The sequence below is a fragment of the Citrobacter koseri ATCC BAA-895 genome (genome assembly GCF_000018045.1).
Classification (GTDB): Bacteria; Pseudomonadota; Gammaproteobacteria; order Enterobacterales; family Enterobacteriaceae; genus Citrobacter_B; species Citrobacter_B koseri.
In genome coordinates, this window is sequence record NC_009792.1 from 302,975 (window position 1) to 317,844 (window position 14,870).

General features: G+C 55.8%; 12 protein-coding genes. 7 read left to right on the forward strand and 5 right to left on the reverse strand.

The features are described from left to right. Positions 1–25: 25 nt before the first annotated feature. From purC to ypfH, 4 genes are all read left to right on the forward strand, one after another. The gene (gene purC / locus CKO_RS01405; protein WP_012131304.1) at positions 26–739 is read left to right on the forward strand and encodes a phosphoribosylaminoimidazolesuccinocarboxamide synthase; all 714 of its coding nucleotides are present in this window, start codon (positions 26–28) and stop codon (positions 737–739) included. Positions 740–869: 130 nt separating this feature from the next. Continuing rightward, a complete protein-coding gene (gene ypfJ / locus CKO_RS01410) occupies positions 870–1,733 on the forward strand; it encodes a KPN_02809 family neutral zinc metallopeptidase (protein ID WP_024130129.1) in 864 nt (287 codons plus the stop codon). Between the two features lie 15 nt (positions 1,734–1,748). Beyond that, entirely contained in the window at positions 1,749–3,764 is a 2,016-nt protein-coding gene (locus CKO_RS01415) for a tRNA(Met) cytidine acetyltransferase TmcA (protein WP_012131306.1), read from the forward strand. A gap of 73 nt (positions 3,765–3,837) precedes the next feature. Then, positions 3,838–4,536, forward strand: coding sequence for an esterase (gene ypfH / locus CKO_RS01420; RefSeq protein WP_012131307.1), 699 nt, complete (start codon positions 3,838–3,840; stop codon positions 4,534–4,536). A 104-nt stretch (positions 4,537–4,640) separates the two neighbouring features. Here the strand turns inward: ypfH and CKO_RS01425 are convergent, their stop codons facing one another. From CKO_RS01425 to CKO_RS01435, 3 genes are read right to left on the reverse strand one after another with little or no spacing between them, the layout of a single operon-like run. Further along, positions 4,641–4,841 carry a YpfN family protein gene (locus CKO_RS01425; protein WP_012131308.1) on the reverse strand — a complete coding sequence of 67 codons (201 nt, stop codon included), beginning with the start codon at positions 4,839–4,841 and terminating at the stop codon, positions 4,641–4,643. Positions 4,842–4,868: 27 nt separating this feature from the next. Next, positions 4,869–5,996 carry a succinyl-diaminopimelate desuccinylase gene (gene dapE, locus CKO_RS01430; RefSeq protein ID WP_012131309.1) on the reverse strand — a complete coding sequence of 376 codons (1,128 nt, stop codon included), beginning with the start codon at positions 5,994–5,996 and terminating at the stop codon, positions 4,869–4,871. Between the two features lie 3 nt (positions 5,997–5,999). Further along, positions 6,000–6,356, reverse strand: a complete 357-nt coding sequence (locus tag CKO_RS01435; protein ID WP_012131310.1) for an ArsC family reductase — start codon at positions 6,354–6,356, stop codon at positions 6,000–6,002. Between the two features lie 410 nt (positions 6,357–6,766). Here CKO_RS01435 and ypfM point away from each other — a divergent pair, with 410 nt between their 5' ends. Beyond that, positions 6,767–6,826, forward strand: coding sequence for a protein YpfM (ypfM, locus tag CKO_RS23220; protein ID WP_001386977.1), 60 nt, complete (start codon positions 6,767–6,769; stop codon positions 6,824–6,826). Between the two features lie 73 nt (positions 6,827–6,899). Here the strand turns inward: ypfM and acrD are convergent, their stop codons facing one another. Both acrD and narQ read right to left on the reverse strand, forming a co-directional pair. Beyond that, entirely contained in the window at positions 6,900–10,013 is a 3,114-nt protein-coding gene (acrD, locus tag CKO_RS01440) for a multidrug efflux RND transporter permease AcrD (RefSeq protein ID WP_012131312.1), read from the reverse strand. A gap of 185 nt (positions 10,014–10,198) precedes the next feature. Then, positions 10,199–11,899, reverse strand: a complete 1,701-nt coding sequence (narQ, locus tag CKO_RS01445) for a nitrate/nitrite two-component system sensor histidine kinase NarQ (RefSeq protein ID WP_012131314.1) — start codon at positions 11,897–11,899, stop codon at positions 10,199–10,201. A gap of 218 nt (positions 11,900–12,117) precedes the next feature. On the opposite strand from narQ, the gene aegA reads away from it, so the two are divergent. Both aegA and nudK read left to right on the forward strand, forming a co-directional pair. Continuing rightward, on the forward strand, positions 12,118–14,091 hold the full coding sequence (gene aegA / locus CKO_RS01450) for a formate-dependent uric acid utilization protein AegA (protein WP_024130130.1): 1,974 nt from the start codon (positions 12,118–12,120) through the stop codon (positions 14,089–14,091). A gap of 91 nt (positions 14,092–14,182) precedes the next feature. Then, complete coding sequence (nudK, locus tag CKO_RS01455) at positions 14,183–14,758, forward strand: GDP-mannose pyrophosphatase NudK (protein WP_012131319.1); 576 nt, start codon at positions 14,183–14,185, stop codon at positions 14,756–14,758. Positions 14,759–14,870 lie beyond the last annotated feature (112 nt).

Genomic DNA, 14,870 nt, shown 5'->3' on the forward strand with positions numbered 1-14,870 from the left:
TTAATTCACACCAGGAGTAATAAAGATGCAAAAGCAAGCTGAGTTGTATCGTGGTAAAGCGAAGACCGTATACAGCACGGAAAACCCGGACCTGTTGGTGCTCGAATTCCGCAATGATACGTCAGCAGGGGATGGCGCGCGCATTGAACAGTTTGATCGCAAAGGGATGGTGAACAACAAGTTTAACCATTTCATCATGACTAAACTGGCAGAAGCGGGCATCCCGACCCAGATGGAGCAGCTGCTGTCCGATACCGAGTGTCTGGTGAAAAAGCTGGATATGGTGCCGGTCGAGTGCGTGGTGCGTAACCGTGCGGCTGGTTCTCTGGTCAAGCGTCTGGGCATTGAAGAAGGCATCGAGCTGAACCCGCCGCTGTTCGACCTGTTCCTGAAAAACGATGCGATGCACGATCCGATGGTCAACGATTCTTACTGCGAAACCTTCGGCTGGGTGAGCAAAGAGAATCTGGCGCGCATGAAAGAGCTGACCTACAAAGCTAACGACGTGCTGAAAAAGCTGTTTGACGATGCCGGTCTGATCCTGGTCGATTTCAAACTGGAGTTTGGTCTGTACAAAGGCGAAGTAGTGCTGGGCGATGAATTTTCCCCGGACGGCAGCCGCCTGTGGGACAAAGAGACGCTGGATAAAATGGACAAAGACCGTTTCCGCCAGAGTCTGGGCGGCCTGATCGAAGCCTATGAAACCGTCGCACGTCGCCTGGGCGTGCAGTTAGATTAATTCTTCCCCCGTCAGCATCAACCGGAGAGTCAACGCTCTCCGGTTTTTCTCTACCACCATTATTCTAATGGTAATCTTGCGCTGAACCGCCTACGATCATCATCATAATGAATAGTATGTTGAGGTGATTATGCGCTGGCAAGGGCGTCGTGAAAGTGACAATGTAGAAGACAGACGCAATAGCTCCGGCGGCCCGTCAATGGGCGGGCCGGGTTTTCGTTTGCCCAGCGGCAAAGGCGGAATCATTCTGCTGATTGTCGTGCTGGTGGCGGGCTATTACGGGGTGGATCTTACCGGTTTAATGACCGGGCAGCCGATTTCTCAGCAGGAAACGACGCGTTCGATCAGTCCAAATGACGACGAGGCCGCGAAGTTTACCTCCGTCATTCTGGCGACCACAGAAGATACCTGGGGTCAGCAGTTTGAGAAAATGGGGCGCACATATCAGCAGCCTAAGCTGGTGATGTACCGTGGCGCGACGCGCACAGGATGCGGTGCGGGTCAGTCCGTGATGGGGCCGTTCTATTGCCCGGCGGATGGCACGGTCTACATCGATCTTTCCTTCTACGATGACATGAAAAACAAACTGGGCGCGGATGGCGATTTTGCCCAGGGTTACGTTATCGCCCACGAAGTGGGGCACCATGTGCAAAAACTGCTGGGCATCGAACCGAAGGTCCGTCAGCTGCAACAGACCGCATCGCAAGCGGAAGTGAACCGACTCTCCGTACGTATGGAGCTACAGGCGGATTGCTTCGCGGGCGTCTGGGGGCACAACATGCAGCAACAGGGCGTACTGGAATCCGGCGATCTGGAAGAAGCGTTGAATGCGGCGCAGGCGATTGGCGACGATCGTCTGCAACAACAAAGTCAGGGACGCGTGGTGCCGGACAGCTTCACTCACGGCACTTCCGAGCAGCGCTATACCTGGTTTAAACGCGGTTTTGATAGCGGCGATCCGGCACAATGTAATACCTTCGGCAAAGGTTTTTAACATACCGGGGCAGGGATGTCTGACAATGACGCATTGCGGGCGCTAACCGCACAAATGGCGCAGGAAGGGATTCGTCGGCTGCTGGTGCTCAGCGGCGATGTGTCCTGGTGTCGTGAACGGGCGCTGGCGCTGCGAGAAGCATTGGCTGGCGACTGGCTGTGGGTGGCAACCGATGCGCCCGCCGCGCCGCACTGTACGCCGCAGGCGTTACAAACGCTGCTGGGACGCGAGTTCCGCCACGCGGTTTTTGATGCGCAGTTAGGGTTTGATGCCTCGGCATTCGCGGCGCTGAGCGGCACGCTGCGAGCCGGAAGCTGGCTGGTGCTGCTGACGCCGCCGTATTCTGCATGGGAATCCCGTCCCGATGCGGATTCGCTGCGCTGGAGCGACTGCCCGCAGCCTGTTGCAACGCCACATTTTATCCAGCACCTCAAACGCGTGATGGCCCGTGACGAGCAGACGTTGCACTGGCAGCAGTCTCAACCGTTTTCATGGCCGCGCTTTCCTGCCCGTCCCCACTGGCAACCCGCTACGGGTGAACCACAGCCTGAGCAGGCCGCGATTTTGCGGCACCTGCTGCGAATGCCACCCGGCGTGGCCGCCGTTACGGCAGCGCGAGGTCGGGGTAAATCGGCGCTGGCCGGGCAGTTAATTTCGCGGATGAGCGGGACGGCCATTGTAACTGCGCCATCGAAAGCGGCGACGGACGTGCTGGCGCAGTTTGCCGGTGAGAAATTTCGCTTTCTCGCTCCTGATGCGCTGTTGGCGGGCACGGAAACGGCCGACTGGCTGATTGTCGATGAAGCGGCGGCAATTCCTGCGCCGCTGCTGCATCGCCTGGCGTCGCGTTTTTCACGCATATTGTTGACCACCACCGTTCAGGGTTATGAAGGGACGGGACGCGGTTTTCTGCTGAAGTTCTGCGCCCGTTTTCCTCATCTCCGGCGTTTTGAACTGCGACAGCCTGTTCGCTGGGCGCAGGGGTGCCCGCTGGAACAATGGGTCGGCGAAGCGCTGATATTCGACGACGAGACGTTTGCCCATGCGCCGCAGGGGGCGATTCGGTTCTCTGCTTTTACGCAGGCGCTCTGGCATACCGGGCCGGCGCAGCCGCTGGCGGTGTATCAGCTGCTTTCCGGCGCGCACTACCGTACCTCTCCACTCGATCTGCGTCGCATGATGGATGCGCCGGGGCAGCATTTTCTCGGCGCTTTTACGGCTGAGCGGGTAGCGGGGGCCGCCTGGCTGGTGGAAGAGGGCAGATTATCGGCCGCGCTGAGCCAGGCCGTGTGGGCGGGCTATCGTCGCCCGCGCGGAAATCTTGTCGCGCAGTCGTTGGCCGCTCATGGTGGCGATCCGCTGGCGGCGACGCTGACCGGGCGTCGGGTGAGCCGTATTGCCGTCCACCCGGCCCGCCAGCGGGAAGGGATTGGGCAGCAGCTGATCGCTGAGGCATACGGCGGCGCCAGCCGATGCGACTATCTCTCCGTCAGTTTTGGTTATACCGCCGAACTCTGGCGATTCTGGCAGCGTTGCGGTTTTGTACTGGTGCGGATGGGGAACCACAAGGAGGCGAGCAGCGGCTGTTATACGGCGATGGCTTTGCTGCCCATCAGCGAGGCTGGCGCGCGGCTGGCGCACCGCGAGCACCAGCGTCTGCGCCGGGATGCGGAGATACTGGCTCGCTGGAACGGAGAAGCGATCCCGGTTATCCCGCTGAAAGCGTCTACGCTTAATGATGATGACTGGGATGAACTGGCGGGCTTTGCGTTTGCCCATCGACCGTTGCTCACGTCGTTAGGCAGTCTGAGTCGACTGCTTGAGCGCTGCGAGCTGGCGCTCCCCGCGCTGCGTGGACGCCTGGAGGAGAAGTGCAGCGACGCGAATCTGTGTATCCGGCTGGGTTTGCCTGGGCGTAAAGCGCTGCTTGTCGCCCAGCGCCGGGAAGTCGCCCATGCGCTTACCGCACTGGATGACGAACGGGCGCAGCGGTTACGCGAACGCGTTTTGCAATGGCAATTTTTTCACTAACTCCTTCAATTTCCTGGCATGGTCATTGTGATTAAGCGGCGTAGAATCTGTTCTATCAGTTAAGGAGATCGCCATGAAACATGACCATTTTGTTGTTCAAAGCCCCGATAAACCCGCGAAACAACTGCTGTTGCTGTTTCATGGCGTGGGCGATAACCCGGTCTCAATGGGAGAAATTGGCTCCTGGTTCGCACCGTTATTTCCAGAGGCGCTGGTGGTCAGCATTGGCGGCGCGGAACCTTGTGGCCCGGCGCCTGGGCGTCAGTGGTTTTCGGTTCAGGATGTGACGGAAGAGAACCGCCAGGCGCGGGTTGATGCGATTATGCCGGTGTTTATCGAGACGGTTCGCTACTGGCAGAAACAGAGCGGCGTTGGGCCGGAGGCTACCGCGCTGATTGGGTTTTCGCAGGGGGCGATCATGTCTCTTGAAAGCATCAAAGCCGAGCCGGGTCTGGCATCGCGCGTGATTGCTTTCAACGGACGCTACGCCAGCTTGCCGGAAATCGCCACGACCGCCACAACGGTACATTTGATTCACGGCGGTGAAGACCGGGTGATTGAGTTATCTCATGCGGTTGCCGCACAGGAAGCGTTAGTCCGTGCCGGAGGCGATGTGACGCTGGATATCGTCGAGGATTTAGGCCATGCGATTGACGATCGCAGCATGCAGTTTGCGCTCGACCATTTGCGCTATACCGTGCCGAAACACTACTTTGATGAAGCGTTGAGCGGCGGTAAGCCGAATGATGATGATATTATTGAAATGATATAAGCCGGAACTGAACCGTAGGCCGGATAGGGCGAAGCCGCCATCCGGCATTCAGACGGTATGTTGCCTGATGGCGACACGCTTATCAGGCCTACAGGTTTATCTGACTATTTCTTTGGCTGATCTTTCTTCGGCCAGTCGTCGTCATCGTCCCACTTATCGTTAAAATCACGATGCGGGGGCAGCTCCGGTTTATTGGCGAGGAATTTTTTGTGATCGACCCGCTTGAGGTCTTTGATCACATTGATCAGTACGCCCACCAAAAACACCAGCACCAGAATCCACCAATATTTTGCCAGCCAGTCCATGCTTATTTCCTCTTACAGGAACACGCGTCAGGCGACGAGTTGTTCCATGATACGTTGATACATGCGGGCAAGCAGTTGCAGATCGGCTGCATTAACACATTCATTAATTTTATGAATGGTGGCGTTGACCGGCCCGAGTTCGACTACCTGCGCCCCCATACGCGCAATAAAGCGCCCGTCGGACGTTCCACCCGTAGTGAGTAACTGCGGTTTTATCTCATTATAGTGCTCAATGGCGTTCACCACCGCATCCACCAGCTTGCCGCGCGCCGTCAGGAACGGCTGGCCGGAAAGCCACCAGTCCACCGTGTAGCGTAATTGATGTTTATCCAGCAGTGCGTGAACGCGCTCTTTGAGAGTCTCATCGGTCAGTTCGGTGCTGAAGCGGAAATTGAACTGAATAAACAGCTCGCCCGGAATGACGTTATTGCTGCCGGTGCCAGCCTGAATGTTGGCAATCTGCATACTGGTCGCCGGGAAAAATTCATTTCCCTGATCCCACTCGATCGCCACCAGTTCATTCAACATCGGTGCTGCGCGATGCACCGGGTTATCCGCCAGATGGGGATAAGCGACATGCCCCTGCACACCGTGGATCGTCAGGTTGCAGGTCAGCGACCCGCGACGGCCATTCTTGACCACATCCCCGACGATTTCAGTGCTGGACGGTTCGCCGACCAGGCAATAATCCAGACGTTCGTTACGCGCCATCAGCGTTTCGACCACCTTCACGGTGCCGTTTTTCGCGCTGGCTTCTTCATCCGAGGTGATAAGGAACGCCAGACGCCCCTGATGATCTGGATGCTGGGCGACAAAACGTTCAGCCGCAACGACCATCGCCGCCAGAGAGCCTTTCATGTCTGCCGCACCACGGCCAAACAGCATTCCGTCGCGGATTGTCGGTTCAAAAGGCGGGTTGATCCAGCGATCGACATCACCCGCAGGTACGACATCGGTATGCCCGGCAAAAGCCAGCGTTTCACCTTGTCCGCGCCATGCCCAAAAATTCTGTGTATCGCCAAAATCCATATGCTCAACGGTAAAACCGATTGCACGCAGGCGTTCAATCATTAACGCCTGGCATCCTGCGTCATCTGGACTCAGGGAAGGGCGGCGAATAAGCTGCTGTGTCAGCTCAATAACCGGGCACGACATAGACTACACCTCATCAAAAAACTGCTGATAACTGGATTCGCTAAAACCCAGCAGCATAGGCTTCCCGGTCGCGCAGAGCAATGGGCGTTTGATAATTGCTGGCATTTCAGTCATTAATGCTGCGGCGGACGCCGCATCCGTGATGCCGTTACGCGTGGCTTCATCAAGTTTACGCCATGTCGTTCCGCGCGTATTCAGCAAGGGCTGCCAGCCTGACTCCGCAATAAACGTATTCAATAACGCGGCATCGATTCCGTCTGCGCGGTAATCGTGAAAGCGGTAGTCAATACCGTGAGCCTCCAGCCAGCGTCGCGCCTTTTTAATCGTGTCACAATTTTTGATGCCGTAGACGGTGATCATGTTGAATCCTTTTACGCGAATTACGAATAATTAAGCAATATTATCGTGGTATCCGTCAGTGCGGAACTGCCATATACCGATTATTTATCATGACATAATAAACGGTAAATATAACATTGTTGAACTCTTGTGAATAATAATTCTGAAATGTTGCTTAATAAGCATCTCATCGGGAAGTATAAATCCAGCGAACTGCAATAGGCTGTTTCTTAACTGAAATGAGCGCGGTTTTCAGAAGTGGATTAATGTTTCAAAATATTGCAGTAAGTCACATAAAATTTATGGTTACAGGGTCATAGTAATGCCATGAACCCCATTCACCGGAGGATGTAATCACTGCAATCGGTTAAATTATCTTCTCTTGAGGATAATGTTTTCGTAGAATAGCCATAATAATAAGAGAGGTTGTTATGATTGAACGTGAACTGGGGAACTGGAAAGATTTTATCGAAGTTATGCTTCGCAAATAAATTTCTGGAAGATATCCTGATCCTGAAAAGGATAAGAAAAAGGCGACTCAAAGTAAGTCGCCTTTTTTGTGTCTTATTCCGGCTTCGGTTTCAGCGGGAAGCGGCGACGCACCAGCACAAAGAACAGCGGTACGAAGTAAATCGCCAGGATGGTGGCGGAGATCATCCCGCCCATGACGCCTGTCCCGACGGCATGCTGGCTCCCGGAACCCGCCCCGTTGCTAATCGCCATCGGCAGCACCCCGAAAATAAAGGCCAGAGAGGTCATCAGAATTGGGCGTAAACGCTGGCGGCAGGCATGCAGTGTGGCATCCAGCAGATCGTGGCCTTTCTCGTTCATCTCATTGGCGAATTCGACAATCAGGATCGCGTTTTTCGCGGAAAGGCCGATCACCGTTAGCAACCCGACCTGGAAGTAAACGTCATTTTCCAGTCCGCGCATCCAGGTGGCGAGCAGCGCGCCAATGACGCCCAGCGGCACCACCAGCATGACCGAGAACGGCACCGACCAGCTTTCATACAGCGCGGCCAGACACAGGAAAACGACCAGCAGCGAAATGGCGTACAGCGCAGGCGCCTGCGCGCCAGAGAGGCGTTCCTGATAAGACATCGCCGTCCATTCAAGCCCAAATCCCGTTGGCAACTGGCGAACCAGCGACTCCATTACATCCATTGCCGTACCGGTACTGACGCCAGGCGCCGCTTCGCCGACAATCTCGACCGCCGAGTAGCCGTTATAGCGCTCCAGACGCGGAGAGCCCGTTTCCCAGCGTGACGTCGCAAAGGCGGAGAAAGGCACCATGCCGCCGTCTTTATTACGCACATACCAGAGATTGATATCGTCCGGCAGCATGCGGTATTTCGCCGCCGCCTGTACATAGACCTTCTTCACGCGACCCCGGTCCATAAAGTCATTGACGTAACTGGAGCCCCATGCGGTTTGCAGCGTGTCATTGATGTCGTCGATAGAGACGCCCAGCGCCTGGGCTTTGCGCTGATCGATATCAATTTGCAACTGCGGACTGTCGTCCAGACCATTGTGACGCACGCGGGTCAGCGCACTGTCCTGCGCCGCCAGCTCAATCAAACGATCGCGCGCGGCCATTAAGGCATCATGACCGGCGCCCGCGTGATCCTGAAGTTCCATATCAAACCCTGCGGAACTGCCCAGACCGCTGATTGCCGGTGGACTGCTGGCGTAAACGCGCGCTTCTTTAATCTTGTTAAAGGCTTTCGTGGCGCGTTCAATAATGGCAAACGAGGTGCCGGTTGTGGCGTTGCGTTCGTCCCAGTCTTTTAAGCGGACAAACATGCGCGCCACGTTTTGACCGTTCCCGCCAGGCCCCGATCCCACCGTCGAGAAGACGGACATGACGTTGTCTTTCTCCTGGGTGAAGTAATATTTTTCAACTTCTTGCACCACTTTTAAGGTCTGCTGCTGCGTGGAGCCGCTTGGCAACTGTACCGAGGTAATAAACATCCCACGGTCTTCCTGCGGCAAGAAGGAGGTCGGCAGACGCAGGAACAGCACCACCATCGCGCCGAGCAACAGAACGTAGATCAGTATCCAGCGCAGGCTGCGATGCAGGATCTTCGCAACGCCTTTCTCGTAGCGTTCAGCGTTGCGGTTGAACGTCCGGTTAAACCAGCCGAAGAAGCCTTTCTGTCCGTGATGCTCGCCTTTGTGCAGGGGTTTTAGCAACGTGGCGCACAGGGCGGGCGTCAGGATCATCGCCACCAGCACGGAGAGCACCATCGCGGCGACAATCGTGATGGAGAACTGGCGATAGATAGCCCCGGTCGTACCGCCAAAGAAAGCCATCGGCACAAATACGGCTGACAGCACCATCGCGATACCGACCAGCGCCCCTTGTATCTGCCCCATCGATTTTCTGGTGGCTTCGCGCGGCGAAAGACCTTCCTCGCTCATGATGCGCTCGACGTTTTCCACCACCACGATGGCGTCATCGACCAGCAGGCCGATCGCCAGCACCATCGCGAACATCGTCAGCGTGTTAATGCTGTAGTCGAAGGCATACAGGACGGAGAACGTCCCCATCAATACCACCGGTACGGCGATAGTGGGGATCAGCGTGGCGCGGAAGTTTTGCAGGAACAGGTACATCACCAGGAACACCAGCGCGATGGCTTCCAGCAGGGTTTTCACCACATCGATAATCGAGGCTTTGACGAAGGAGGTGGTTTCATACGCCACCTTATACTCCAGACCGTGCGGGAAGTATTCGGCCAGCTCGTCCAGGCGGTTAAGCACCAGTTTGGCGGTTTCCATTTCGTTGGCGCCAGAGGCCAGTTTTACCCCCAGACCGGAGGCCGGATTACCGTTGAAGCGGCTGAGATAATCATATTTTTCAGCGCCCATTTCGACGGTCGCCACATCGCCCAGCTTGACCTCTGAACCGTCCTGGTTTACGCGCAGCGTGATATCACGAAACTGCTCGGGCGTTTGCAGCAGCGACTGGGCGTTGATTGTCGCATTGAGCGCCTGCCTGTCGACCGAAGGCGTGCCGCCAAGCTGCCCGACGGCAATTTGCGCGTTCTGTGATTCGATGGCATCCGTGACATCTTTCGCGGTCATCTGGTAGCTGTTGAGTTTGGCCGGGTCCAGCCATATACGCATCGAATATTGCGAACCGTAGGCATCGATATCCCCCACGCCGTTTACGCGGCTGAGCGGGTCCTGGATATTACTGGCGACATAGTCGGCGATGTCCTGTTTATCCATTGAGCCGTCGGTGGAGACAAACGCAATGGTCAGGATGTTGGTGTCCCCGGTTTTACGGACCGTGACGCCCTGGTTCTGTACCGCCTGCGGCAATTTACGCATTGCCGATTGCAGCTGGTTTTGTACCTGCTGGACGGCTTCATCGGGGTCGGTTCCGGCCACAAAACTGAGCGTCACCGTTGCCTGGCCCGTCCCGCTGCTTTGCGACGACATATACATCAGATTATCGAGGCCGGTCATATTCTGTTCGATAACCTGAGTGACGGTATTCTCCAGCGTCTGCGCGGATGCCCCCGGATAATTCGCGGTAATGCGGACGTTTGGCGGCGCCAGGTCGGGATATTGCTCTACGGGCAAAGAGAGAATGGCCAGGGTTCCCGTCAGACACAACAGGATTGCCAGCACCCAGGCAAAAATGGGGCGATCGATAAAGAAATTCGCCATTAAAGGAGGACCTCGTGTTTCTGCGTATAATTATTGGGTATGACCTGCTTCACTGTAGCGGCAAGGTACGTGTCAAACGTGGAGAAAAAAAGAAGATAATGTAAATTATCATGCACGTTTACAGCATACATTTTGTGCCAGTGCCGCCCTGTCTGTATTCCCGCCGTGCGGTGCTTTGCCGTTCTTTACGCTAATTGACCCTCTTCATCTTCCGATGAGCGAAAACTGATGCTGACCAGCGTCCCGCCCCCTGACGGTTGCGAGAAATTCAGCGTGCCGCTAAGTCTTTCCGCACGCTCGCGCATAATGTTCAGACCGTAGTGCCCCGTTGGTTCGTTCGGTTCGCCAATACCGACGCCGTTATCCCGAATATAGACCGTATGGTTGCCATCAGGGGCGGTGACGCAGCTAACGGCGATCTCCGTGGCGCTGGCGTGTTTAATCGCATTCAGCACCGCCTCGCGAACGATTTGTAACAGGTGCACCTGCATTTGCGCATCCAGCGCCAGCGTCGGTAAACGGCAATCCAGCGTCAGTTTCGCAGAGGTCTGGCTTTGCAGGGTATCCAGCATTTCATGCAGCGCAGAAGGTAAGTCGGCCTGCTGTAACGTCAGGCGGAAGGTGGTCAGCAGCTCGCGCAACTGACGATAAGCGTCGTTCAGCGCCCGGGAGAAATCCGCCATGATGCTTTGCGCGGGGAGATTATCTTCTGGAATTGAGCGCTTCAGCAGCGTCAACTGAATGCGCAAATAGGAGAGCACCTGCGCCAGTGAGTCATGCAGCTCGCGGGCGATAGTCGCGCGTTCTTCCATCAGCAGCAGTTGCTGGAAATGTTTTTGCGCCTGATTAAAGTACAAACCGCGCCCCAGCATGGTCGATACGCTGTGCAGCAGCGGGGTGGAGGCGCTGACGTTGGGGCTTTGCCAGTGCAGTTCGCCGTAGACCGTTTCCTGCATCGTGACCGGCAGAATCTGCATGGGCAAATCAGCGCTTTCCGCTCCTTCGCTGATCCGCCAGTTATCGCCCACGGTTAATTCCAGATAGTACGCGGCGTCATGTTCGCGGACGATCTGTAAAATATGGCGGAAACAGTGAACGTCGATTTGGCTGGTATTGAGCGCCTGTGAGCACTGGTACAGCACTTCCAGACGGCGGTTGGCTTCGTGCAGATCGTGGGTTTTTTCTTCTACCGAAGCCTCGAGAGAGCGGTACAGCTTATGCAACTCGCTCGACATCTGGCTAAACGTTTTGGCCAGCAGCCCCAGCTCATTCGGCAAGTGGGTATTCAGCGGCGGGATGTCGAACTGACCATGTTCAATGTGCTGGCTGGCGGCGACCAGTTGGTTAAGCGGCTGGACTACCTGCTGGCGAATGCGCCGCAGGGTGAAAAAGACCAGCGTGAAGATCCCGATGCCGCCCGCCAGCGATATGCCGACCACCAGCATCACCTTGCGCTCGGCATAGTGTTGCAGCGCCAGAACGAAGAGATCAATCTGATCGACATAGTTATTGATATTGGCGCGATACCACTTTATATCCGCATCCACCAGTCTCGTGTTCATCTCCAGCCAGTTCGCATGCAGTTGCCCGTAACGGCTTTTAACCGTCTGCGGGACGTACCAGGCGTTCAGGTTACTTAACGCGGGAGAGTTGAGCGCTTGCTGAAAAAGCTGACGGTGCGCGTTCAATTGCGAACTGCCGCTTTGTAGATCGTAACCCAGTCGGTAGCTCTGCATACGCAGTGAACCGGCCACGTTAATGGCCTCGGCATCCCGCAAACTGCTCGCCAGCGTCAGCAGGGCGATACCGGTTGAGAGAATCGACAGCAGCACAATGTAAAAAAAGGCCCGGGCCAGGCTGGCCGAGACAGGGCGTTTGACGACCACGCGCGTAATCCCCGAAAAATATGCTCACAGTGAACGAATAAATATTGGCAAGTGTAACTGAAACGCAATTTCACCAGCGATGAAATAAATTGATCTGCCACAGGTTCTGGATAAATAGTTGTGCGTCCTGGGCAAATGAACATTGCCGACCCCTTCGGCGTCGGTTAATAACATTCATATAAAGAATAAGGTTTTTGCCACCAAAACAGAAGGACGCCATGAATCGTTTTATTATGGCCAATAGCCAACAGTGCCTGGGATGCCATGCCTGTGAGGTCGCTTGCGTAATGGCCCACAATGATGAGCAACACGTACTGCACCAGCGGCATTTTCAGCCCCGAATTACGGTGATCAAACATCAGCATCAGCGCAGCGCGGTAACCTGCCACCACTGCGAGGATGCGCCTTGCGCCCGGAGTTGCCCAAATGGCGCAATCCGTCATGTCAAAGACAGCGTTCAGGTCAACCAGCAAAAATGTATCGGCTGTAAATCCTGCGTGGTTGCCTGTCCCTTCGGCACAATGCAGATAATCCTTACGCCAACAGGTCAGGATCAGGTCAAAGCCACGGCGCACAAATGTGATTTGTGTCTGGATCGCGAAGACGGCCCGGCCTGTGTTGAAAACTGCCCGGCAGATGCGTTGCAATTGGTAACGGAGGCGTCGCTGACCCGGCTGTCGAAAGCGCGGCGTCTGCGCACCGCGCGTCAGGAAAATCAGCCCTGGCATGCCTGTGCGACGGGAGTCACTCCTGGTGCGCTCAATAAAGTCGAACAGATGCGGGCGACGCCCCCACGCGGCGAGCCGGATAAGCTGGCGATTGACGCGCGAAAAACCAGCTTTGATGAAATCTACCTGCCGTTTCGTACCGCGCAGGCTGAACGCGAAGCGGCCCGTTGCCTGAAGTGCGGTGAACACAGTATCTGCGAGTGGACGTGTCCGCTGCACAACCATATTCCGCAGTGGATTGAGCTGGTAAAAGCAGGAAACATTGACGATGCGGTGGCGCTGTCGCACCAGACTAACTGCCTGCCGGAAATTACCGGGCGCGTATGCCCACAGGACAGGCTGTGTGAAGGCGCCTGTACGGTGCGCGATGAGTATGGCGCGGTGACGATCGGCAATATTGAACGCTACATTTCCGACCGGGCGCTGGACAAAGGCTGGCGGCCAGATCTGAGCGGCGTGCAGCAGCAGGATAAACGTGTGGCGATTATTGGCGCGGGCCCGGCCGGGCTGGCCTGCGCGGATGTGCTGGCGCGTCATGGCGTGAGCACGACCGTGTTCGATCGCCACCCTGAAATTGGCGGCCTGCTGACCTTTGGCATTCCCTCTTTTAAGCTGGATAAATCACTGCTGGCGCGCCGTCGCGAAATCTTCAGCGCGATGGGAATTCATTTTGAACTGAACTGCGAAGTCGGCAAAGACGTCAGACTGGCGTCGCTGCTGGATGAGTACGATGCGGTTTTTGTCGGCGTCGGCACATACCGTTCCATGAAGGCCGACTTGCCAAACGAAGATGCGCCGGGCGTATATGATGCGCTGCCGTTCCTGATTGCCAACACGAAACAGGTTATGGGGCTGGATGAATTGCCTGACGAACCTTTTATCGACACCGCCGGGCTTAATGTTGTGGTGCTGGGCGGCGGCGATACCGCGATGGACTGCGTGCGTACCGCGCTGCGTCATGGCGCAAGCCAGGTGACCTGCGCATATCGTCGCGACGAGGCGAATATGCCGGGGTCGAAAAAAGAGGTAAAAAACGCGCGGGAAGAGGGGGCGAACTTTGAATTTAACGTACAGCCGGTTGAGCTGGTGCTGAATGCCGACGGTTGCGTCAGCGGCGTGCGTTTTTTACGTACTCAGCTTGGCGAACCCGATGCGCAGGGGCGTCGCCGCCCGATGCCCATCGCGGGCAGCGAGTTTGTCATGCCCGCTGATGCGGTAATTATGGCGTTTGGTTTTCATCCGCATGGTATGCCGTGGCTGGAGGCGCACGGTGTGAAAGTGGACGACTGGGGGCGCATTGCGGCAAATGTCGAAAGCGCGTTCCGTTACCAGACCAGTAATCCTAAAATCTTCGCGGGCGGTGACGCCGTGCGCGGCGCCGATCTGGTTGTGACGGCGATGGCGGAAGGGCGTCACGCCGCGCAGGGGATTATTCAGTGGCTGGGGATCATGCAAACCGGATAAGTCTCCATTCGGCGCGAGCAGCATGATAGCGCGCAGACAAAACCGACCTTGCGGCGTAAGATTACCTGTCTTCTTACGCTGTGGAGCCGGTATGTCGCAAAAAATTACTCTCATCAAAGACAAAGTTCTCTCTGATAACTACTTTATCCTGCGCAATATTACCTACGATCTGACCCGTAAAAATGGCGATGTGATTCGCCATAAGCGCGAGGTTTACGATCGCGGCAATGGCGCAACGATCCTGCTGTATAACCGCGAAAAACAGACCGTGGTGCTCATCCGCCAGTTTCGCGTTGCCACTTGGGTGAACGGCAATGAAAGCGGCCAGTTGATAGAAACCTGCGCCGGGCTGCTGGATAACGACGAGCCGGAAGCGTGCATTCGCAAAGAAGCGATTGAAGAGACCGGCTATGAAGTGGGTGAAGTGCGTAAACTGTTTGAGTTATATATGTCGCCTGGCGGCGTGACGGAACTGATTCACTTCTTCATTGCAGAATACAGCGACAGCCAGCGGGCAAACGCAGGCGGCGGTGTGGAAGATGAAGATATTGAGGTACTGGAACTGCCATTGACACAGGCGCTGGCGATGATCAAAACCGGCGAGATACGAGACGGTAAGACCGTGTTATTGCTCAATTATTTGCATTCCTCCTCGCTAATTTATTGATAAATAAGGTTTATATTTCTTTACATAATGATGCCGCTATCCGACAAATCTGATTGAGCCACAGGAGTCGCGCAAGGAAGATACCGCCTAAAGCCGTTTCGTTTTTTTTCTG